Source organism: Oceaniradius stylonematis, assembly GCF_965223445.1.
GTDB classification, from domain to species: Bacteria; Pseudomonadota; Alphaproteobacteria; order Rhizobiales; family Rhizobiaceae; genus Roseitalea; species Roseitalea stylonematis.
The window spans coordinates 705,435-726,773 of sequence record NZ_OZ244994.1; the positions used below are offsets into that span (position 1 = coordinate 705,435).

Here is a 21,339-nt window from a genome sequence, read left to right on the forward strand (position 1 = left end):
GCGGCCGCCCGGGCGTTTGACCGGGCGGCTGATTTTTGACCGAAAGGTCAAAACGGTTTGATTTTTCGCTGGATTTGCATCACGCGCTCTGTCTAGACTTTGGGCTCATGTCCGCGCGTTTTGCGGACACGCTAATCGGGAGAAATTCATGCATATCAAAACCAAGATGATCGGCGCGGCGCTGACGGCTGCACTGCTTGCGGGCACCAGCGTCATGGCCAGCGCCGAAACGCTGCGCTGGGCGCGCGCCGGCGATTCGCTGACGCTCGATCCTCATTCGCAAAACGAAGGCCCGACCCATGCTCTTGCCCAGCAGATCTACGAACCGCTGATCTCGCCGGACATGGAAGCCAAGCCGATCCCCGCGCTGGCCACCGAATGGTCGGTCAAGGAAGGCAACCCCAACGTGTGGGTCTTCAAGCTGCGTGAGGGCGTCACCTTCCACGAGGGCCAGGACTTCACCGCCGAAGATGTCGTCTTCTCGTTCAACCGGGCCAAGCTGGAAAGCTCGGACATGAAGGAGCTGCTGGTCACCATCACGGAAGTTCGTGCGGTCGATGACTACACGGTCGAGATGGAGACCGAAGGCCCCAACCCGATCCTGCCCAACAACCTCACCAACCTGTTCATCATGGACAAGGGCTGGGCCGAGGAAAACAACGTGACCGAGCCGGCCGAGTTCGATGACGGCGAAGAGACCTACGCCGTGCGCAACGCCAACGGAACCGGCGCCTTCAAGCTTGTCAGCCGCGAGCCCGACACCAAGACCGTGCTGGCCCGCAACGACGACTATTGGGGCATCGACGAGTTCCCGATGGAAATCACCGAGATCATCTACACGCCGATCCAGAACGCTGCGACCCGCGTCGCCGCGCTCCTGTCGGGTGAAGTCGACCTGATCCAGGACGTACCGGTTCAGGATCTGCAGCGTGTCGCCGACACCGATGGGCTGAAGGTCGAAAACGCGCCGCAGAACCGGACGATCTTCTTCGGCATCAACTCCGGCGATGACGATCTCGAGAACGACACCGTCGAAGGCGCCAACCCGTTTGCCGACGTCCGTGTCCGGCAGGCCATGAACATGGCGATCAACCGCGAGGCGATCCAGCAGGTCGTCATGCGCGGCCAGTCGGCGCCGACCGGGGTGATCATTCCGCCCTTCGTCAATGGCTGGAACGAGGAACTCGACCGGTATCCGGCGGCAGATGTCGAAGGCGCCAAGGCGCTGATGGCGGAAGCCGGCTATGAGGACGGCTTCGAGGTCACCCTGCACTGCCCGAACGACCGCTACATCAACGACGAGGCAATCTGCCAGGCGGTCGTCGGCATGATGGGCCAGATCGGCATCACGGTGAACCTGGTCGCCCAGACCAAGGCGAACCACTTCCCGTTGATCTCGGGCAAGCAGACCGACTTCTACCTGCTTGGCTGGGGCGTTCCGACATTCGATTCGGAATATGTGTTCAACTTCCTGGTCCATTCGACCACCGAAGATCGCGGTTCGTGGAACGGTTCGCGCTTCTCCGATCCCGAAGTGGACGCGATGATCCAGTCGCTCGGCTCGGAGGTCGATCTGGAGGTCCGCAACCAGACCATCGCGGACATCTGGCAGAAGGTTCAGGACGAGGTCATCTACCTGCCGATCCACAACCAGGTGCTGAACTGGGGCATGAAGGAAAACATCGACTTTGCGGTGCAGCCTGAAGACCAGCCGCACTTCAAGTTCCTTCAGTTCAACTAAGCGTGACCGCGCTTTGACGCGACAGGGGTTGGGGGCATCGCGCCCCCGACCTACCCTGCCCGCCCGGCGGGCATCGTCACCGCCCCGCCACACAGGGGAGACGTCATGAACAAGCACACCATTCTGGTCGCGGCCGCGCTGGCGCTCGGCGCCGGAACGGCCCATGCCGAAACGTTCAAATGGGCGGCACAGACCGACCCGCAGACCATGGACCCGCATGCCGTCAACTCGGCGCCGGTCCTGGGTTTTCTCAACAATGTCTATGAGGGCCTTGTCCGGCGCGGCAAGGACATGAGCGTGGAGCCGGCGCTGGCCGAAAGCTGGGAGCCGCTCGGCGGCAATGGCTGGCGCTTCAACTTGCGCCGCGGCGTCACCTTCCACGATGGCGCGGCCTTCACCGCCGACGACGTCCTGTTCTCCTACGAGCGCGCCTCCTCGGAAGCCGCCGACACCGCATCGTGGTTCGCGCCCGTCTCCGACGTCACGGTCGTCGATGATTTCACCATCGACTTTCTGACCATTGCGCCCAATCCGATCTTCCCGGATTCGATCGCCAACTTCATGATCATGGACAAGGGCTGGGCCGAGGCCAACGGCGTCGAACTGCCCGCCAAGGACGCCGAGAACTTCGCAACGCTCAACGCCAACGGCACCGCCGCCTTCCGCCTTGCCGAGCGCCAGCCGGGCCTGACGACCGTGCTCGAACCGTTCGAGGGCTGGTGGGGCAAGGTCGAACACAACATCACCCGCGCCGAATTCACCCCGGTGCAGAACTCCGCGACCGCCGTTGCCGCGCTCCTGTCGGGCGAAGTGGACATGATCAATCCGGTTCCCGTGCAGGATGCCGGCCGCGTCGCCGAGCGCGACGGGGTTGGCGTGATCACCGGCATCGAGGCGCGCGTGATCATGTTCGGCTTCGCCCACCAGGCCGAAACGATCAAATATTCGGACGATGCCGGCGAACCCAACCCGTTCCGCGACGCCCGCGTGCGCAAGGCCGTCGCCCACGCGATCAATGTCGATGCGATCCTGCAGACCATCATGCGCGGTGCCGCCGAGCCGGCCTCGCAACTGGTCAGCCCGGCCATGCGCGGCTATACGCCGGCGCTCGCCGAACGGCCGGCCTACGATGCCGATGCGGCCCGGGCGCTGCTGGCCGAAGCCGGACATCCGGACGGTTTCTCGTTCGGTCTCAAATGCCCCAACGACCGTTATCTGAACGATGAATCGGTGTGTCAGGCCGCCGTCTCGATGCTGGCGCAGATCGGCCTGCGCGCCGAACTCGACGCCATGCCGGTGCGCACCTACTGGCCCGAACTGCGCGAAGACAATTTCGACATGTACCTGCTCGGCTGGTCGCCGGGCACGTTCGACGCCGAACACCCGATCCGCTTCCTTGCCGCCACGCCCAACGAGGAAAAACGCCTTGGCAGCTGGAATTTCGGGGACTTTTCCAACGCGCGCGTTGACGAATTGCTGCCGATGATTCAATCGGAGATCGACGATGCCGCGCGGCAGACCATGCTCGATGAGGTGGCCGGGATCCTGCAGGACGAACAGGCCTATGTGCCGCTCTACGTCCAGCCGCTGATCTGGGGCGTGCGCGACGGCATCGAACTGACCCAGAGGCCCGACAATTTCTTCATCCTGCGCTGGGTGACAGTCAACGAATAGAAAGCACCTGAATGCTCGCATTCATCATCAGACGTGTCCTGCAATCGGTGGTCGTGCTGCTGGTTGTCGGGCTCGTCGCCTTCTCGCTGTTCCGCTTCGTCGGCGATCCGGTCGACAATCTGCTCGGCCAGGAACGCACCATCGAGGACATTGACCGGGTCCGCTCGGAACTGGGGCTCGACCAGCCCTTTCCGGTCCAGTATTTCCGCTTCCTGCAGGGCGTAACGCAGGGCAATTTCGGCGTCTCGTTCCGCCAGGGCCGGCCCGTCGCCGACATTCTGGCCGAACGCGCGCCCGCCACGCTGGAACTGGCCGCGGTCTCGGCGCTGTTTGCCATCGTTCTGGGCATCACGCTTGGGGTCTATACGGCGATCCGGCGCGATGGCTGGCTGTCCAACTTCATCATGACGTCATCGCTGATCGGGGTCTCGCTGCCAACCTTCCTCATAGGCATATTGCTGATCTATGTGTTTGCGGTCGAACTGGGCTGGCTGCCCAGTTTCGGCCGCGGCGAGACGGTGCAGATCGGCTGGTGGACCACGGGACTTCTGACCGAGTCCGGCCTCAAGGCCATCATCCTGCCGGCGATCACGCTCGGCCTCTACCAGATGACGCTGATCATGCGGCTGGTACGCGCCGAGATGCTCGAAGTGCTGCGCTCGGACTATGTCAAGTTCGCCCGCGCGCGCGGCCTCTCCCAGCGTTCGGTCTATTTCCGCCACGCGCTGAAGAACACGCTGGTGCCGGTCATCACGATCACCGGCCTGCAGCTCGGCTCGATCATCGCCTTCGCGATCATCACCGAGACGGTGTTCCAGTGGCCCGGCGTCGGGCTTTTGTTCATCAACTCGATCCAGTTCGTCGATATCCCGGTCATGGCCTCGTACCTGATGCTGATCTCGGTGATGTTCGTCGTCATCAATCTGATCGTTGATCTTCTGTACTTTGCGATCGATCCGCGCCTGTCGGCATCGCGCGGCGGAGGGCACTGAGATGGAAGCGATTGCCCGCGCCCTCGACTCCGATCTCGCCTACCGGTTCCGCCGCTCGCCCGTTGCGATGGTGGCCGCGCTCGTCGTCGTCCTTTTGATCGGCAGTTCGGTCTTTGCGCCGCTGATCACCTCGCAGAACCCGTTCGATCCCGGTTCGCTCAACCTGATGAACGGCTTCTCCGAGCCGATGCAGCCCAACCAGTTCACCGGCGAGACCTTCGTTCTGGGCACCGACGACCAGGGCCGCGACGTGTTCGCGACCATCCTTTACGGCATGCGGATTTCGCTGTTCGTCGGCTTTTCGGCGGTGATCTTCGCGATGGTCCTGGGCGTCACGCTCGGCCTGCTCTCGGGCTATGTCGGCGGGCGCACCGACACGATCATCATGCGCATTGCCGACATCCAGCTCACCTTCCCCGCCATTCTGGTCGCGCTTTTGATCTTCGGGGTCGCCAAGGGGATCACCCCGCCCGACCGGCGCGACGAGGTGGCGATCTGGGTGCTGATCATCGCCATCGGCCTGTCCGAATGGGTGCAGTTCGCCCGCGTCGTGCGCGGCGCGACATTGGTCGAAAAGAGCAAGGAGTATGTGCAGGCCGCCCGGCTGATCGGCCGTTCGCCGGTCGCCATCATGGTTCGCCACATTTTGCCCAACACGCTGTCGCCTGTCCTCGTCATCGCCACCATCTCGCTGGCACTGGCGATCATTGCCGAAGCGACCCTGTCGTTTCTGGGCGTCGGCGCGCCGCCCACCCAGCCCTCGCTCGGCACGCTGATCCGCATCGGTCAGGAATTCCTGTTCTCGGGCGAATGGTGGATCCTGTTCTTCCCCGCCATGACGCTTCTCGCCCTCGCTTTGTCGGTCAACCTTCTGGGCGACTGGCTGCGCGACGCGCTCAACCCGAAGCTGAGGTGACCGCCATGGATGACGTGCTTCTTTCCGTGCGCGATCTGGTCGTGCAGTTTCCCACCCGCGGCGGCATCCTGACCGCGCTCGACGGCATCTCGTTTGACATCAAGCGCGGCGAGGTGCTCGGCGTCGTCGGCGAATCGGGCGCCGGCAAGTCGATGACGGGCGCCGCCATCATCGGCCTGATCGAGCCGCCGGGACGCATCGCCGGCGGCCAGATCCATCTCGACGGCGAGCGCATCGACAATCTGTCGATGGACGATATGCGCGCCATCCGCGGCCGACGCATCGCCATGGTCTTCCAGGACCCGCTGACTTCGCTCAACCCGCTCTTCACCATCGCCCAGCAGCTCGTCGAGACGATCCAGACCCATATGGCCGTTTCGGCCAGGGAGGCACGCGAGCGGTCGATAGCACTTCTCGACGATGTCGGCATTCCCGCCGCCAGCCGCCGCATCGACGACTATCCGCACCAGTTTTCGGGCGGCATGCGCCAGCGCGTGGTGATCGCTCTCGCCCTTGCCGCCGAACCCGATCTCGTCATCGCGGACGAGCCGACCACCGCGCTCGACGTGTCGGTGCAGGCGCAGATCATCGACGTGCTCAAGCGCCTGTGCTCGGAGCGCGGAGCCTCGGTCATGCTGATCACACATGACATGGGCGTCATCGCCGAGACGGCCGACCGCGTGGCCGTGCTCTATGCCGGCCGGCTCGCCGAGATCGGCCCGGTGCGCGACGTGATCAAGGACGCGCTGCATCCCTATACGCACGGGCTGATGGGCTCGATCCCGACGCTGGCGCAGGAGGACGACCGGCTGGTGCAGATCCCCGGCTCGATGCCGCGCCTGACCGATATCCCTCAGGGCTGCGCCTTCAACCCGCGCTGCGACCGCGTCTTCGACCGCTGCCGCATCGAGCGCCCCGAACCGATCCCGCACGACACGCGGCAGGTCGCCTGCTGGCTCTACGACGAACAACAGATCAAGGCCGCCGAATGAGCGATGTCCTCCTCGAGGTAAAGAACCTCACCCGCACCTTCGATGTGTCCCTGCCCTGGCTCAACCGCGTCATCGAGCGACAGGAGCGTCAGTTCCTGCGCGCCGTCGACGATGTGAGCTTCGAGATCCGGCGCGGCGAAACCTTCGCACTCGTCGGCGAAAGCGGCTCGGGAAAATCGACCATCGCCAAGATGGTCGTCGGTCTGCTCAAGGCGTCCGACGGCGAAATACACTTCGATGGCACGCCCATGGACGTCAATTCGAGCGCGGCGATGACGCAACTGCGCTCGCGCTTCCAGATGATCTTCCAGAGCCCGTTTGCCAGCCTCAACCCGCGCTGGCGCGTGCGCGACGTGATCGCCGAGCCGATGAAGGCGTTCGGCACCGTCGATGGCAAGGCCGCCATCGACAAGCGTGTCGACGAACTGCTCGATCTGGTCGGGCTTGGCGCGTCCGATGCCGGCAAGTTTCCGCACGAATTCTCCGGAGGCCAGCGCCAGCGCATCGCCATCGCGCGCGCGCTGTCGTCGAACCCCGAATTCATCGTCTGCGACGAGCCCACTTCGGCGCTCGACGTGTCGGTGCAGGCGCAGATCCTCAACCTGATGCGCGACCTTCAGGACGAGTTGGGCCTTACATATCTGTTCATCAGCCATGATCTGTCGGTGGTGCGCCACATGGCCAACCGGATCGGCGTTCTTTATCTCGGTGCGCTGGTCGAAACCGCAGACGGCAAGGAACTGTTCAACGCGCCGCGCCATCCCTATACGCGCATGCTGCTCGAGGCTGTGCCTGATCTCGACATGACCGGCAAGGAGCACACCGTCGTCAAGGGCGAGATTCCGAACCCGATCAGCCCGCCGCCGGGCTGCACCTTTCACCCGCGCTGCCAATATGTCGCCGATCGCTGCCGCAGCGAGATTCCGGTGCCGGTGCCCACGCCGACCGGCGAAGCCAAGTGCTTTGCGGTGGAAGAAGGACGGATTTGAATGTTGGTCGCAAGCCGCTCCTTCGAGGCTTGCCAACCGTCCCCTCATCCTGAGGCGCGAGCGCAGCGAGCCTCGAAGGACGGGGGACGATTGGCTCGCACCCCAGGATGAGGGCTTGCGGTCTGGCGGATTACCCCTTGCCCAGATCGGCCAGGCCCGCCACGCCGCGCTCGCGCGTGAAGCCAAGCCAGCGCCCGTCTGCCGAAAAGCTCAGCGCGTTCACCGCACCGGCCTCATGTTCGGTGGCGATGTCCATGAACTGCTGCGTCTTGCGGTCGAACAGCGCGACCGAACCGTCCACATAGCCGATGGCGATCTGCTGTGAATTGGGCCGTGCCGCCACGGTTCGCGACAGCAGATCCTGCTCGCGCGAAAAAACGCCCGCCTGCTGGCCGATCGGACCGTCGGCGCCGAAGAACGGCCACAGCACCAGCACCTCGGCACCCGCCGTCGCCAGATAGCGCCCGTCGGCGGTCCAGTCATAAGAGACCGGTTTGGCCGGATAGCCGCCCATCTTGCCGTGCTTTTCCTCGGGCTTGTCGATCCGCCAGACATGCAGCGCATTCTCGAGCATCGACGTCACGCAAAAGCGCCCGTCCGGCGAAAAGCCGATCGCATTGTGTGCGCCCTGCCAAGAAAGCATCGCGGTCTCGGACGGTTTGGAAAGGCGGATGAGGAACGCACCGCCATAGACCGCCGCGCCCAGCCATTTGCCGTCGGGCGAAAAGGAAAGCGCACTGATCGAGGACGCAGCGCTCGCCTCGACGGGGTTATCCGCTCCCTTGGGCAGCAGATAGATCGTCTTGCCGGCCGACCAGGCGACATGCCCGCGCGGCGAAGCGGCCACCGTGTCGACCCATTTGCGCCCGTCATGCAGCGTTTCGGGCTCGCCATCGGGCCGGATGCGGATTGCCTTGCCGTCATCGCCCGCCGTGATGATGGCGCCCGATTTCTCGTCGGTCGCGACGGCAAGAATCGCGCCCTCATGCAGCTTGCGCGCGGCAACCGAACCGTCGAAGCCGCACACATGCACATGGCCGTCGCCATCGGCGACAGCATAGGCCCGGCCGGCAAACCCGCCGCCCGTCAGCGGCGCGCCCGCCTCCAGTGTCTTCAGCGTCATGCTCATGCCGGAACGGGTTGCGCCGCCCGGCACTTCATGAAGCCGTCCTCGATGATGTCGCGCGGCAAATTGCGGCCGATGAAAACCATGCGGCTGACGCGTGGCTCGTCGTCGCGCCATTCGCGACTGTGGTCGCCTTCCAGCATCATGTGCACGGCCTGCGCCACATAGCGCTTGGGGTCGTCCTTGAAGGCGAGGATGCCCTTCATGCGCAACAGATCGATGCCGAATTCCTGGCTGATCATCTGCACCCAGGGGAAGAACTTTTCGGGGTCGAGCGGCGCCTCGGTGACCAGCGAGAACGAACCGACATGCGCGTCGTGCCGGCTCGCATCCTCATGGTGGTGGTCGTGGTCGTGATGATGATCGTGGCCATGGTCACGCCCGTGATCGTCATGTCCAAGGAAATCCGGCACGTTTTCGAGGATGCGCTCCAGATCGAAGGCATGCCGGCCCAAAATCGTCTCGAGCGGCACGTCGGCGCGCATCGTGCGCACGATCTGCGCGGTCGGATTGATGCGGCGGATGCGCGCTTCGACGCCGACGAGATCGTCCTCGGTGACGAGATCGGTCTTGTTGAGCAGCACGATGTCGCCGAAGGCGATCTGCTCCTGCGCCTCGGGCGCCCGGTCCAACTCGCCCGTCAGGTGCATCGCGTCGGCGACGGTGACGATCGCATCGAGCCGTGTGCGGGCCGAAATGTCCTCGTCGACGAAAAATGTCTGCGCCACCGGCGCCGGATCGGCCAGTCCGGTCGTCTCCAACAGAATGCCGTCGAACTGCCCCGCCCGTTTCATCAGCCCGGACAGGATGCGGATCAGATCGCCGCGCACGGTGCAGCAGATGCAGCCATTGTTCATCTCGAAGATTTCTTCGTCGGCATCGACGACCAGATCGTTGTCGATGCCCACCTCGCCGAACTCGTTGACGATGACGGCGTATTTCTTGCCGTGATCCTCGGTCAGGATGCGGTTCAGAAGCGTCGTCTTGCCCGCGCCCAGATAGCCGGTCAGCACGGTGACGGGCGTCTTGTCGGTTGCCATGTCCATGGGGAAAGCCTTCCTGCCCAAGTGGGCGAAACATCTGGCCGCAGATGTGCGACGAAGCCGGTCACAATTCAAGAGCGGCACGGTGACGGGTCAGAAAGCCAGCATCTTGTCGCGCACACGCGCCAGAAACGCCGCGCGGCTTTGGGGCGTCGACACATCCATCAGATAGTGCGCCATGAAGACGGTCTTGCAGCGCTTGTGAAACAGCGCCCGCATGCCTCGGCTCAGTGTGCGTCTGCCCGGATGGCCGACCATGTGGGACCACCATTTCGGCGCGCCGCAGGTCGTCACGATGCCGAGTTTTCGGATGTGCGTCATTTTCGGGCTGATCCGGCCTGTATCCTTTGCGATGTCGAAGGTGATCTCCGGCGTCCAGACCCGGTCCAGCCAGCCTTTGAGCATCGCCGGCAGCCCGTACCACCAGGTCGGATAGACGAACACCATCGCATCGGCCCATTTGAGGTGTTCGGCATGGTCGGGCAGCGGATGCGGATTGCCGTCATCATTGTAGGTCCGCCGCTCATCGCACCCCATGACGGGATCGAACCCCATATCGTAGAGATCGAGCAGCCGCGTCTCATGGCCCGCCTCGCCGAGCGCCGCCATCACCGTGTCGCGCAGCGCCGCACAGAAGCTTTCCGGCACCGGGTGGCTGTAGATGACCAGAACGCGCATCAGAACCGGTCCATCGCCTGGCCGACCCGGTGCATGAACCGCCGGCGCGTTTCATCGGTCGAGCGGTTCATGTCGTAATGGGCAAGGTAGGAGAACGGCGCGCCGGGCTTGACGATCACCCGCAGCACCCGGTTGGCCAGCTTGCGCGGCGGATCGCCCATCAGGATGGCACGGGTGCGCGAGCCGCCATAGGTGGTGATCACCGCCACCTTGCCGATATTGTGCAGGCACGGTCGCACCTGGCCCTGATCCATCGTGAACGAGACGCCCGGCAGGAACACGCGGTCGAAATAGCCCTTGAGCATCGCCGGATAGCCGAAATTCCAGACCGGATAGCACAGCACCAATGCGTCGGCGGCGCGCAGCCGGTCGACATGGCCCTGGACCGGCGCCGTGTTTGCCCCGATGTCGTGATAACCGAGCCGCTCTTCACGCGTCAGCCGCGGATCGAAATCCTCGGCATAAAGGTTGCAATCGTCCACATCATGGCCCGCCGCCTCCAGTCGCTCGACGGCCCGCCTGTGCAGCGCGCCGTTGAAGCTCTCGGAGACCGGATGCGCATGCAGCACGAGGACGCGCATTCAACCGGCCTTCTGCAATCCCTTGAACAGCCAGACACCGCCTGAATCGAAATCATAATCCGGATCGTCCCAGGCGATCATCTTGCCCGGATTGAGCAGGCCCTTGGGGTCAGCCTCGCGCTTGAAGGCGAGTTGCACCGCATCGGTCTGCTTCATGCCGCCCTCTTCGAGCGTGTAGCGGTGCGGGTTGAAGATCGGCGCGCCGGTGGCGTTGAAGATGTCCATGATCTCCTCGAGCCGTTCTTCGGTCGAATAGCGCACCATGGGCAGGCCAAAGCAGGTCACATCGCCGTCGAACCGCACGAATTCGAGATGGTCGATCACCTCGCCTTCGAACCGGGTGTGCAACTCCTCGACCAACGCAAGCTGGTTGGGGAACGGATAGAGCACCTGCAGATAGGTGATCGCCGGATCGACTCGAAGTCCGCGCAGCGTGGTGTGGTTCCACGCCAGTTCATAGGCCGGCGGCAGGCCCTTCAGATCGTCGGCGCTCGTCTCCGACTGGTTGAAGGCGATGCGTCCGCCATGATCGCCGGCAAAGGCCAGAAACGCATCCAGCGACTGCGGCGCCACCATGACGAGCACGGTGTTCTCGCCTTGCTTCAGAAACTTCCGGTGCCGCTTGAAATAGTCGTACGGCGCGGGCGCGGCGACCACCGCATTGAGTTTGAGCAGGATGCCGTCCTGCCGGCCCAGTTCGTTGGCGAACCGCGCCGCCTCCATGAAATCGTCGAAGGCGACGATCACGTCGGCCCAATCATAGGCCGTTGTCAACGGCATCTCGACTTCGGTGATGATGCCGTTGGTGCCGTAGGCATGGGTAACCTTGTGCAGATCCGCGCCTGTCAGTTCGAGCACGCGCGGCTCGGCTTCCATCGTCACGACACGCAGCCGGATGACATTGCCCCAGTCGCGCAGGCCACCCCAGCGGATCGAGCCAACCCCGCCCGACCCGCCGGCAATGAAGCCGCCAATGGTCGCTGTGTGGGCGGTTGAAGGGTGCATCCGAAGCTCCTGATTGGATTCGGCTTTTGCCGCCTTGTCGAGGTCGGCGCAGATGACGCCCGGCCCGCACACCACCCGGCCCGGCGCGATCTCCTTGATTTCGTTCATGTCGGCGAGCGAGAGCACCACCCCGCCCGACAGCGGCATGGCCTGGCCGTAATTGCCGGTGCCCGTGCCGCGCGGCGTCACCGGCACGTCATGGGCAAAACAGGCCTTCAGGACGCGGATCAGTTCGTCCTCGTCCTTCGGCGAGACGATCAGATCGCCCGTCACATGGTCGAGCCGCTCCTTGAGCACGGGCGAATACCAGTAGAAGTCCCGGCTCTTCTGCTGGACGATCTTCTCATTGTCCTCGATCCTGATCCCGTCGATCGCAGCGCGCAGCGCATCCAGATTGCCCATGGTCTACTCCATCAGATGGTCGAGTTCGTCGTAGGCCGGAATGGTGCGGTCGATCAACGCGCCATTGCGAATGACCATGCGATTGGCCTCGGGCCGCGACAGGAGTTCGGTCCATGACCGCCCTTCATAGAGGATCAGGTCGGCGGGCTCGCCCACCGCGATCCGGCCATGGGCGGCGTCGAGCCCCATCGCCGCGGCGGGGTTGGCGAAAACCGTCTTCGGCCAGTCGCCGACCGGATGGTCGAAATGGCAGATGCGCGTCGCCATCCGGTAGACTTCGAGCATGTCGAGATCGCCATAGGCGTAGAACGGATCGCGCGTATTGTCCGAGGCGACGGCGACATTGATGCCGCGCGCGGCCATCTCGTGCAGCAGCGTGACCCCGCGCCAGCGCGGCGTCGTGCCGTCCGTGCGCCGGTCCTGCAGATAAAGATTGCACAGGGGGAGCGAGACGACCGAGATGGTCTGCGCCGCCACCGCGTCGAGGGTCGCCAAAACCTCGTCGTCCGGCTGGCGGGCCAGAGAACAGCAATGGCCGACAAGGATCTGGCCCTCAAAACCGTGCCGCGCCGCTGCATCGGCAATGTGCCGAAGCGCGCGCGCGTCCACATCGCCGGTCTCGTCGGCGTGAAAATCGAGGTCGAGGCCATGCTCTATGGCGGCAGCGAAGATGCGGTCGAGCAGCGCGTCCAGATCGGGCACCATATAGGCAACCGCGCCCAGCATGCCGCCGGCAGCCGCCACCCGGCTGGCGAGCGTTGCGAACCAGTCCGCATCGCGGACCCCCTCGATCCCCAGCAGGCACGCGCCCTGCAGCTCGATCCGCCCGGCCCAACGCTCCCGCATCGCCTCGAACACCGGCCAGGAAATCGCATCCTGCGGCGAAATCGAATCGAGGTGCGTCCGGACCGCGCGCGTTCCGTGCGCCCAGGCGCATTTGAGGCCGAACTCCATGCGCGCTTCGACATCGACCGCCGACCAGTGGGCGACGCGATCCTCGCCGACGCTTTCAAGCGCGCCCATGAACGTGCCGTCCGGATTGGCGCGGCGCGGCCAGATGTGACCCTTGTCCAGATGGGTGTGGCAATCGGTGAAGCAGGGCGAAACGATCCGCCCGGCCATGTCGTTTTCGGCCCGGCGCACATCTGCCGCCGCCGGCACGATCGAGCCGATCCGGCCGTCGACGATCTCGATATCGTAAAGGCCGAACCCGTCCGTGTCGTGGCTGGCCGACGTCGCGGCAAGCCACGAAGCGTGCAGGCGCACGCGGCTCAGCGAGAAGCCGAAATTTCGCGTAACCAGTTCCTTGGCCACCTAATGCTCCTGGCTCAGCGCGCTCTCGTGCCAGCGCCGCAGGATGCGGTTGGACAGCCAGCTCAGCGCCAGGAAGATCACGATGCCGGTAAACGAGATCAGGATCAGCGCGGCGAACAGGCGCGGCGCGTTGAGCCGGTAGCCCGCCTCGATGATGCGGCTGGCGAGGCCGGACGACTGGCCGGCCGATCCCGCGACGAATTCGGCGACCACCGCGCCGATCAGGGCCAGCCCGCCGGCGATCTTCAGCCCGCCCAGGAAATAGGGCATCGCGGCGGGCAGCCGCAGATGCCAAAGCGTCTGCCAGCGCGTCGCGCCGTTCAGCTTGAAGAGATCGAGCAGGTTGCGATCGACGGAATTGAGCCCGAGCGTCGTGTTCGACAGGATCGGGAAGAAGGCGACAATCCATGCGCACAGCAGGAGCTTGGCCGTCTGGTTCTCCACATAGATGTTGATCAGCGGGAAGATGGCGACGATCGGCGTGACCTGAAGGATCACCGCGAACGGAAAAAAGCTCATCTCCACCCATTTCGACTGGGTGAACAGCACCGACAGGCCGACCCCGCCGGCCACCGCCAGAAGCAGCGACAAAAAGGTGATCTTCAGCGTCACCCAGAGCGAGGAGAACAAAAGCCCCGCATCGTCGACCAGCGTTTCCAGCACCACGCCCGGCCGCGGCAGGATGAAATGCGGGATATCGTTCCACACGCAGATGCGGTCCCACAGCCAGATCGCGGTGACCATGATCATCAGCGGCAGCGCCCACCGGCCGATCTTCTCGAACCGCCTTTGACGGCGGCGGGCGAGCTCCTCCGCATCGGCGCCGGCCAGCGCATCGGCCTGCATCGGCGCGGGCGCCTCAATGGTCGACATGGCCACCCTCCACCGGATCGAGCCCCATCGCCGCGCGCAGCATGGTCGAGGCGCTGCGCGTCACATGCGCATAGCCTTCGGACGTGCGGAACGCCTCGTCGCGCGGATAGGGCGCGTCCACCGCCATCTGGTCGAACACCCGTCCCGGCTTGGCCGCCATCACCACGATCCGGCTTGCCAGATAGACGCTCTCGAACACCGAATGGGTGACGAAGATCACCGTGAAGCGCTCCTTTTCCCACAATGCCAGAAGGTCGTTGTTGAGCTGGTTGCGGGTGATCTCGTCGAGCGCCGCGAACGGTTCGTCCATCAACAGGACGCGCGGCCGCGTCACCAGCGCGCGGGCGATCGAGGTGCGCATCTTCATGCCGCCCGACAGTTCGCGCGGCACCGCCTCCTCAAAGCCCGTCAGATTGACCTGATCGAGCACCGCCGCGACCCGGTCGCGCGCCGCATCGCGCGACACGCCCTGCAGGCGCAGCGGCAGCCAGACATTGTCGTAAACCGTCGCCCAGGGCATCAGCGTCGGCTCCTGAAAGACAAAGCCGACATCGGTCTTGCCCATGGGCGGGCCGAACCATTCGAGCCGGCCGGCGCTGGGCGCCGAAAGCCCGGCAATCAGCCTCAGGGCCGTCGACTTGCCGCAGCCCGACGGCCCCAGAAGCGACAGGAAATCGCCCTGGTTGATGGTCATGTCGACATCGCGCAGCGCGACGACATCGCCGAATGCCTTGCCGACGCCGCGCAACACCAGTTGCGTGTCGCCGGTTTCGGCCTCGATTGATGGCGCCGCGCTCACCGCGTGCTCGTCCGGTCAGGGCTTGAGATCAAGCCCGAGCCCCTGATTGACATAGTCGAGCGTATAGGCCGCCGAGATATCGATGCCTTCGGCCGCAACGCCCGCCGAAACCATCTTCTCGTAGAAGCTCTGCATGCGTTCGTCGGTCATCGCGCCGATGCCCATCGTTTCGGTGTCGCCCGAATCGACGATGCCATACTCTTTCAGCTTGTTGATCGAAAAGGCGATCTGCTCGTCGCTCATGTCGGGATTGTCGGCCTGGATCAGCGCGTTGGCGGCGGCGTTGTCGCCATAAAGGTAGTTGTACCAGCCCAGGATCGAGCCCTCGACGAAGCATTTGACCGCCTCGGGCTTCTCGTCGATCGACGCCTGCATCACCTCGATCGTCGTCGAATAGGTGTCGAAGCCGAAATCGGCGACCAGGAACAGGTTCGGCACGAACCCGCCTTCCCGCTCGACGGCGAACGGCTCCGATGTGATGTAGCCCTGCTGCACGGAGCGCGGATTGGCGATGAACGGAGCGGGATTGAACGTGTAGGGCACGCGCTTGGACGCATCGAACCCGAATTCGGTGATCATCCATTGATAGTAGCTCTGAAAGCCCTGATCGCCGAGGATGAACTCGTCCGCTTCCTTGAGGTCCTCGAAACTGTCGAAGCCCTGGTCCGGATGGGTCATCAGCACCTGCGGTTCCTTCTGGAACGAGGCCGCGACGACCACCACCGGAATGTCCTGTTCGACCGCCGAGAAGGCTTCGAGCATGTTGCCGCCCATATGCGCGTCGATCCGGCCGGCGAGCAGCAGCGCGCGATTGTTGACCTGCGGTCCGCCCTGCTGGATTTCGACATCGAGGCCGCACGCCTCGTAGGTGCCGTCGGCCACCGATTGGTAGAAGCCGCCATGTTCCGGCTGGGCCAGCCAGTTGGTGCCGAACACGAACTTGTCCGCGGCGTGCGCGCCCGATGCGGCAAAGGCCAGTGCGGTCGTGGCAAGAAGGATGCGTTTCATCGATGACACCTTTTTTGTTGGCATGGCGGCGCGGCGTGAGGCACCGGCCCGGCCATGCTTGTCCGATGCCGATGAGGATGCAAGCCCCGTGCCAGCGCGGCAGCGTTGAAGACCGCCACGCTTTTGCATCCCTGTCGAGGGGCCGGACGCGATGATCACAGGCAATCGGCGATGCTGGCGGCATGTGATGCCTTGTCATCGCGCCGCGCATTTGCATGATCGGCCCGATCCACCGGGGACCAGACCGAATGCTCATTCACCGCACGCCGGACACGATCCGCGCACCCTTCGCCAAATACAGCCATGCGGTCGAAGTCCCGCCGGGCACGCGTCTCCTGTTCTGCTCCGGCCAGCTCGGCATCGCGCCGGACGACGAGGTGCCGGCTGGCACCGAACCGCAGACCCGGCTTTGCTTTTCCAACATCGACGCGATCCTGCGCGATGCGGGCATGAGCCTTGAGAACATCGTGCGCATCAATGCGTTCGTCACGGGCCGCGAGCATCTGGCGCCCTATATGAAGGTGCGCGATGAACTGTTCGGCGACCCCGCCCCCGCATCGACCCTGGTGATCGTTTCGGGATTTGCGCGGCCCGAATTCACCGTCGAGATCGAGGCGATCGCCGCCGCGCGCGCAGGAGACAATCCATGACCCGCAAACTCTGGTGGGGCGATTTCACCGCCCGGCAGTTCGAGGGCCTCGATCCCGAGCGGACCATCGCCGTCCTGCCCGTCGCGGCAACCGAACAGCACGGCCCGCACCTGCCGGTCGCCACCGACCATGCGATCATGGAAGGCATGCTGGAGACCGTCTTCCCCCTGGTGCCCGACGATCTCGACGTGCGGTTCCTGCCGATCCAGTGCGCCGGCAAGTCCAACGAGCACATCCGCGTGCCGGGAGCGCTGACCATCGGCGCGACGACGCTGATCGGCCATTGGAGCGATCTGGGCGATTCGATCGCCCGCGCCGGCATCAAAAAACTGGTGATCGTCAATTCGCACGGCGGAAACGAGGAGATCATGGGGATCGTCGCCCGCGAGATGCGCGTCCGCCACGACATGCTTGCCGTCAAGACGAGCTGGATGCGCTTTGGCTTTCCCGACGGGCTCTATTCGGACACCGAGCGCCAGTTCGGCATCCATGGCGGCGACGCCGAGACCTCCCTGATGCTGCATTTCCGGCCCGAAACCGTCGACATGGCCAAGGCGCGGGATTTTGCGTCCCGCACCGTCGAGGCGCGCGCCGCCTTCGACCATATCGCGCCGCAGGGCACCCACGCCTGGGCCTGGATCGCGTCGGACCTGCACCCCGAGGGCGTCGTCGGCGAAGCGGCCCGCGCGACGGCGGACAAGGGCGCGGCGACCGCGGCCCATCAGGCGGCCGGCTTCGTCTCGCTTCTGGCCGATGTGCGCACGGCGAAGCTGGCCGACTGGCTGCACGGCTGACCAGGGAACGGGCACTCGCCGCCCAAAATTTCAGCAGATTGCGCGGGTCTTGCAGCCTTTCCCGGCGCGCGCCGCCGGTCTAGCATCGGTCCAAAGACGATGCTCCGGGGACATGGCATGCAACTGACACCACGCGAAAAGGATAAGCTGCTCGTCGCCATGGCCGCCGAAGTGGCGCGCAAGCGGCTGGCGCGCGGCGTCAGGCTCAACCACCCCGAAGCGATCGCGCTGATCACCGACTTCGTGGTCGAGGGCGCGCGCGACGGCCGCACCGTCGCCGACCTGATGGCCGCCGGCGCCCATGTGATCACGCGCGACCAGTGCATGGAGGGCGTGCCCGAAATGATCCACGACATCCAGGTCGAGGCGACCTTTCCCGACGGCACCAAGCTAGTGACCGTCCACGAGCCGATCCGGTGACGGACGCTAGCGAATGCAACAATCCGTTGGAGATGAGCTGTGCATATCCAACTCGATCAGTGGGTCGATAAGCTATCTGAGAAAACCAAGACACTTCAGGATATGCTTCCATGCGCAAATGATGAAGAGAATCTCTTTCTGTTTGAATTGGAGATAGCCTCTCTAGCATACATTTCTAGAAAAATAATGGAGAATTCAAACGTATTTACATGTGGGAGTAATATAGAAGCGACGGAGATAGCGAAAGAGCAAATCATTTCTTTGCATTGTGCACCTAGGAAAACAGACACTGGAATCTGGCAAAATGTCAGCGTTTATGACGCGTACGATCTTAGTAAAGCACCGAGATTCCGCGTTGACAAAGACCTACGGTTCATTTGCGACCAAATTATTCACGCCGTTCGATTTGATACGGGAACAGTACCAAAAATAGGGATGAGCATTTTGTTTTCATCAGATCGCGAGTGGAAAAAGAGAATATTTATAGTCAACGCCGAAAAATTTCTTGAAGAATTCCAAAAATTCCAAGGAAGAGACTTTCAATACAAGAATTTCACAACATAGGTTATGGAGCGCAGTCATGATCCCCGGTGAAACCATCACGGCCGACGCCGATATCGAGCTCAATGCCGGCGTGGAGACCGTCACGCTGACCGTCGCCAACACCGGCGACAGGCCCGTGCAGGTGGGTTCGCACTATCATTTCTTCGAAACCAATCCGGCGCTGGAATTCGACCGGGAAGCGGCGCGCGGCTGCCGGTTGGACATTGCCGCCGGCACCGCTGTGCGCTTCGAGCCCGGCCAGACTCGCGACGTCACGCTGATCCATATCGGCGGCAATCACGAGGTCTACGGCTTCCGCAAGATGATCATGGGGAGCCTGTGATGCGCCTGCCGGTCGCCGTCGCGCTGTGCCTAGCCGCCCTGCCCGCCGCGGCGCAGGACTGGAACTGCGACGAGCCGGCCAACCTGCCGCAGCAGGGCATGAACTGGTGCGCATATCAGGACTGGCAGCGCGCGGACCGGGCGCTGAATGTCGCCTGGCCGCTGGTGGTCGAAAAAGCCAAGGCCCTGGATGAGTCCAACCGCGACTATCATCCCCAACAGGCCAATTTTCACGACAATCTGCTCAAGGCCCAACGCGCATGGATCGACTATCGCGACGGCCATTGCGGCGCCGAGGGCGCGCAATATGCCGGCGGCTCGATCCGCCCGCTGATCGAGAACTCCTGCAAGGCGCAGATGACACGCGAACGCACCGAAGAACTTTTGCTGCTGTTGGAGGAAGGATGAAAATAGCCACCGCCTTGCATGTGCGCATACTAACCTCAATGGCAAGTATTTTGGTTCCGATATCTGGCGCTCATGCTTTCCTTTATTGCTCTGAACCAACGGAGCCCTATTGCCTCGACGGGTCTGGCTACTTCGACGACCGGTGGGCATTTGACAGCTGCAGGAATGACGTCGAGCAGTTCGTACGAGAAGCCGAAGACTACGTTGATTGCCTCGAAGACGAGCAGTCCGAGGTGATCGATCAAGCCAACAAAGCAATCGAAAGATTCAACTGCCGAGCCGAAGGCGGCTCCTACTGTTACTAGGATACCCAAACATGCCCGCCCGCATTTCCCGCGCCGCCTATGCCGACATGTTCGGCCCCACCACCGGCGACAAGGTGCGCCTGGCCGACACCGAACTGTTCATCGAGGTGGAAAACGACTTCACCACCTATGGCGAAGAAGTGAAGTTTGGCGGCGGCAAGGTGATCCGCGACGGCATGGGCCAATCCCAGACGACCCGCCATGACGGCGCCGTCGACACGGTCATCACCAACGCGCTGATCGTCGACGTCACCGGCATCTACAAGGCCGATGTCGGCCTGAAGGACGGGCGCATCGCGGCGATCGGCAAGGCCGGCAATCCCGACACCCAGTCGGGCGTCGACATCATCATCGGACCGGGCACCGAGGCAATCGCCGGCGAAGGCAGAATATTGACCGCCGGCGGGTTCGACAGCCACATCCATTTCATCTGCCCGCAGCAGATCGACGATGCGCTGATGAGCGGCGTGACGACCATGCTCGGCGGTGGCACCGGCCCCGCGCACGGTTCGCTCGCCACCACCTGCACGCCCGGGCCCTGGCACATCGGCCGAATGATCCAGTCCGCCGATGCCTTCCCGATGAACCTCGCCTTTGCCGGCAAGGGCAACGCGTCCCTGCCCGCGGCCCTTGAGGAACAGGTGCTGGGCGGCGCCTGCGCGCTCAAGCTGCACGAGGATTGGGGCACGACGCCGGCCGCCATCGATTGCTGCCTGAAGGTGGCCGACGCGTTCGACGTGCAGGTCATGATCCACACCGACACGCTGAACGAGAGCGGATTTGTGGAATCCACCATCGAGGCGATCCACGGCCGCACCATCCATGCCTTCCACACCGAGGGCGCCGGCGGCGGCCACGCGCCGGACATCATCAAGATCTGCGGCCTGCCGAACGTGCTGCCGTCCTCGACCAACCCGACGCGGCCCTACACGGTCAACACGATCGATGAGCATCTCGACATGCTCATGGTCTGCCATCACCTCGATTCCAACATTCCCGAGGATGTGGCCTTCGCGGAAAGCCGGATCAGGAAAGAGACCATCGCCGCCGAGGACATTCTTCACGACATGGGCGCGTTCTCGATCATCGCCTCGGACAGCCAGGCGATGGGCCGCGTCGGCGAAGTGGTCATCCGCACCTGGCAGACCGCCGACAAGATGAAGCGCCAGCGCGGCGCCCTGCCCGAGGAGCAGGGCGACAACGACAATTTCCGCGTCCGGCGCTACATCGCCAAATACACGATCAACCCGGCCATCGCGCATGGTATCTCGAACGAGATCGGCTCCATCGAAGTCGGCAAGCGCGCCGATCTGGTGCTGTGGGACACGGCATTCTTCGGTGTCAAACCGGCGATGATCCTGCTCGGCGGATCGATCGCCGCCGCACCCATGGGCGATCCCAACGCTTCGATCCCGACACCCCAGCCGGTCCACTACCGGCCCATGTTTGGCGCCTTCGGCAAGGCGCTGACAAATTCCTCGGTGACCTTCGTTTCGAAGGCAGCGATCGAGGACGGCCTTGCCCACAAGCTGGAAACGGCAAAGGAAATGGTCGCGGTCGATAATGTGCGCGGCGGCATTTCCAAGGCCGATCTCAGGCTCAACGATGCAACGCCGACGGTCGAAGTTGACCCCGAAACCTACGAGGTCCGCGCCGACGGCGAGTTGCTCACCTGCGAGCCGGCGGGCGTTTTGCCCATGGCGCAGCGGTACTTTTTGTTTTGAGGGGAATCAAAGTGGCAGAC

At 63.6% G+C, this 21,339-nt stretch carries 22 protein-coding genes; 13 read left to right on the top strand and 9 right to left on the bottom strand.

The genetic code is table 11. The features are described from left to right. Nucleotides 1-148: 148 nt before the first annotated feature. The 6 genes from ACOQOU_RS03545 to ACOQOU_RS03570 all read left to right on the top strand — a co-directional run bounded on the left by ACOQOU_RS03545 (nucleotide 149) and on the right by ACOQOU_RS03570 (nucleotide 7,304). Nucleotides 149-1,741, top strand: coding sequence for an ABC transporter substrate-binding protein (locus ACOQOU_RS03545; protein WP_306026391.1), 1,593 nt, complete (start codon nucleotides 149-151; stop codon nucleotides 1,739-1,741). A gap of 105 nt (nucleotides 1,742-1,846) precedes the next feature. Then, nucleotides 1,847-3,415, top strand: a complete 1,569-nt coding sequence (locus tag ACOQOU_RS03550) for an ABC transporter substrate-binding protein (protein ID WP_306026390.1) — start codon at nucleotides 1,847-1,849, stop codon at nucleotides 3,413-3,415. 11 nt (nucleotides 3,416-3,426) lie between these two features. Then, the gene (locus ACOQOU_RS03555) at nucleotides 3,427-4,407 is read left to right on the top strand and encodes an ABC transporter permease (protein ID WP_109766244.1); all 981 of its coding nucleotides are present in this window, start codon (nucleotides 3,427-3,429) and stop codon (nucleotides 4,405-4,407) included. A gap of 1 nt (nucleotide 4,408) precedes the next feature. After that, nucleotides 4,409-5,323, top strand: a complete 915-nt coding sequence (locus tag ACOQOU_RS03560) for an ABC transporter permease (protein WP_306026389.1) — start codon at nucleotides 4,409-4,411, stop codon at nucleotides 5,321-5,323. Nucleotides 5,324-5,328: 5 nt separating this feature from the next. Beyond that, on the top strand, nucleotides 5,329-6,315 hold the full coding sequence (locus ACOQOU_RS03565) for an ABC transporter ATP-binding protein (protein WP_306026388.1): 987 nt from the start codon (nucleotides 5,329-5,331) through the stop codon (nucleotides 6,313-6,315). Continuing rightward, nucleotides 6,312-7,304 carry an ABC transporter ATP-binding protein gene (locus ACOQOU_RS03570; RefSeq protein ID WP_109766246.1) on the top strand — a complete coding sequence of 331 codons (993 nt, stop codon included), beginning with the start codon at nucleotides 6,312-6,314 and terminating at the stop codon, nucleotides 7,302-7,304. The genes ACOQOU_RS03565 and ACOQOU_RS03570 overlap by 4 nt, the downstream gene beginning before the upstream one ends. A 130-nt stretch (nucleotides 7,305-7,434) precedes the next feature. On the opposite strand, the gene ACOQOU_RS03575 is transcribed toward ACOQOU_RS03570, so the two are convergent. The 9 genes from ACOQOU_RS03575 to ACOQOU_RS03615 all read right to left on the bottom strand — a co-directional run bounded on the left by ACOQOU_RS03575 (nucleotide 7,435) and on the right by ACOQOU_RS03615 (nucleotide 16,133). Next, nucleotides 7,435-8,427 carry a WD40 repeat domain-containing protein gene (locus ACOQOU_RS03575; RefSeq protein ID WP_196780383.1) on the bottom strand — a complete coding sequence of 331 codons (993 nt, stop codon included), beginning with the start codon at nucleotides 8,425-8,427 and terminating at the stop codon, nucleotides 7,435-7,437. 2 nt (nucleotides 8,428-8,429) lie between these two features. After that, nucleotides 8,430-9,476: a CobW family GTP-binding protein gene (locus ACOQOU_RS03580; protein WP_306026387.1), complete on the bottom strand. Its 1,047-nt coding sequence runs from the start codon at nucleotides 9,474-9,476 to the stop codon at nucleotides 8,430-8,432. Nucleotides 9,477-9,566: 90 nt separating this feature from the next. Next, nucleotides 9,567-10,151, bottom strand: coding sequence for an NAD(P)H-dependent oxidoreductase (locus tag ACOQOU_RS03585; RefSeq protein ID WP_109766248.1), 585 nt, complete (start codon nucleotides 10,149-10,151; stop codon nucleotides 9,567-9,569). Further along, nucleotides 10,151-10,732 (bottom strand): NAD(P)H-dependent oxidoreductase, encoded by a 582-nt coding sequence (locus ACOQOU_RS03590; protein WP_109766249.1) that lies wholly within the window; start codon nucleotides 10,730-10,732, stop codon nucleotides 10,151-10,153. Before ACOQOU_RS03590 ends, ACOQOU_RS03585 begins: the two co-directional genes overlap by 1 nt. After that, nucleotides 10,733-12,139 (bottom strand): FAD-binding oxidoreductase, encoded by a 1,407-nt coding sequence (locus ACOQOU_RS03595; RefSeq protein ID WP_306026386.1) that lies wholly within the window; start codon nucleotides 12,137-12,139, stop codon nucleotides 10,733-10,735. A 3-nt stretch (nucleotides 12,140-12,142) separates the two neighbouring features. After that, a complete protein-coding gene (locus ACOQOU_RS03600; protein ID WP_420578900.1) occupies nucleotides 12,143-13,441 on the bottom strand; it encodes a cytosine deaminase in 1,299 nt (432 codons plus the stop codon). 12 nt (nucleotides 13,442-13,453) lie between these two features. Next, a complete protein-coding gene (locus ACOQOU_RS03605) occupies nucleotides 13,454-14,326 on the bottom strand; it encodes an ABC transporter permease (RefSeq protein WP_420578837.1) in 873 nt (290 codons plus the stop codon). Beyond that, the gene (locus ACOQOU_RS03610; RefSeq protein ID WP_306026384.1) at nucleotides 14,313-15,125 is read right to left on the bottom strand and encodes an ABC transporter ATP-binding protein; all 813 of its coding nucleotides are present in this window, start codon (nucleotides 15,123-15,125) and stop codon (nucleotides 14,313-14,315) included. Before ACOQOU_RS03610 ends, ACOQOU_RS03605 begins: the two co-directional genes overlap by 14 nt. A gap of 15 nt (nucleotides 15,126-15,140) precedes the next feature. Next, a complete protein-coding gene (locus tag ACOQOU_RS03615; protein WP_109766454.1) occupies nucleotides 15,141-16,133 on the bottom strand; it encodes an ABC transporter substrate-binding protein in 993 nt (330 codons plus the stop codon). A gap of 248 nt (nucleotides 16,134-16,381) precedes the next feature. On the opposite strand from ACOQOU_RS03615, the gene ACOQOU_RS03620 reads away from it, so the two are divergent. From ACOQOU_RS03620 to ureC, 7 genes are all read left to right on the top strand, one after another. Then, nucleotides 16,382-16,783 (top strand): RidA family protein, encoded by a 402-nt coding sequence (locus ACOQOU_RS03620; protein WP_306026383.1) that lies wholly within the window; start codon nucleotides 16,382-16,384, stop codon nucleotides 16,781-16,783. Continuing rightward, the gene (locus ACOQOU_RS03625) at nucleotides 16,780-17,577 is read left to right on the top strand and encodes a creatininase family protein (RefSeq protein WP_306026382.1); all 798 of its coding nucleotides are present in this window, start codon (nucleotides 16,780-16,782) and stop codon (nucleotides 17,575-17,577) included. The genes ACOQOU_RS03620 and ACOQOU_RS03625 overlap by 4 nt, the downstream gene beginning before the upstream one ends. A gap of 117 nt (nucleotides 17,578-17,694) precedes the next feature. Beyond that, a complete protein-coding gene (locus ACOQOU_RS03630; RefSeq protein WP_109766456.1) occupies nucleotides 17,695-17,997 on the top strand; it encodes an urease subunit gamma in 303 nt (100 codons plus the stop codon). Between the two features lie 39 nt (nucleotides 17,998-18,036). Next, the gene (locus ACOQOU_RS03635; protein ID WP_306026381.1) at nucleotides 18,037-18,561 is read left to right on the top strand and encodes a hypothetical protein; all 525 of its coding nucleotides are present in this window, start codon (nucleotides 18,037-18,039) and stop codon (nucleotides 18,559-18,561) included. Nucleotides 18,562-18,577: 16 nt separating this feature from the next. Further along, nucleotides 18,578-18,883 carry an urease subunit beta gene (locus tag ACOQOU_RS03640; protein ID WP_306026380.1) on the top strand — a complete coding sequence of 102 codons (306 nt, stop codon included), beginning with the start codon at nucleotides 18,578-18,580 and terminating at the stop codon, nucleotides 18,881-18,883. Then, nucleotides 18,883-19,290, top strand: coding sequence for a lysozyme inhibitor LprI family protein (locus ACOQOU_RS03645; protein WP_306026379.1), 408 nt, complete (start codon nucleotides 18,883-18,885; stop codon nucleotides 19,288-19,290). Before ACOQOU_RS03640 ends, ACOQOU_RS03645 begins: the two co-directional genes overlap by 1 nt. A gap of 316 nt (nucleotides 19,291-19,606) precedes the next feature. Then, complete coding sequence (gene ureC, locus ACOQOU_RS03650; RefSeq protein ID WP_306026378.1) at nucleotides 19,607-21,319, top strand: urease subunit alpha; 1,713 nt, start codon at nucleotides 19,607-19,609, stop codon at nucleotides 21,317-21,319. Nucleotides 21,320-21,339 lie beyond the last annotated feature (20 nt).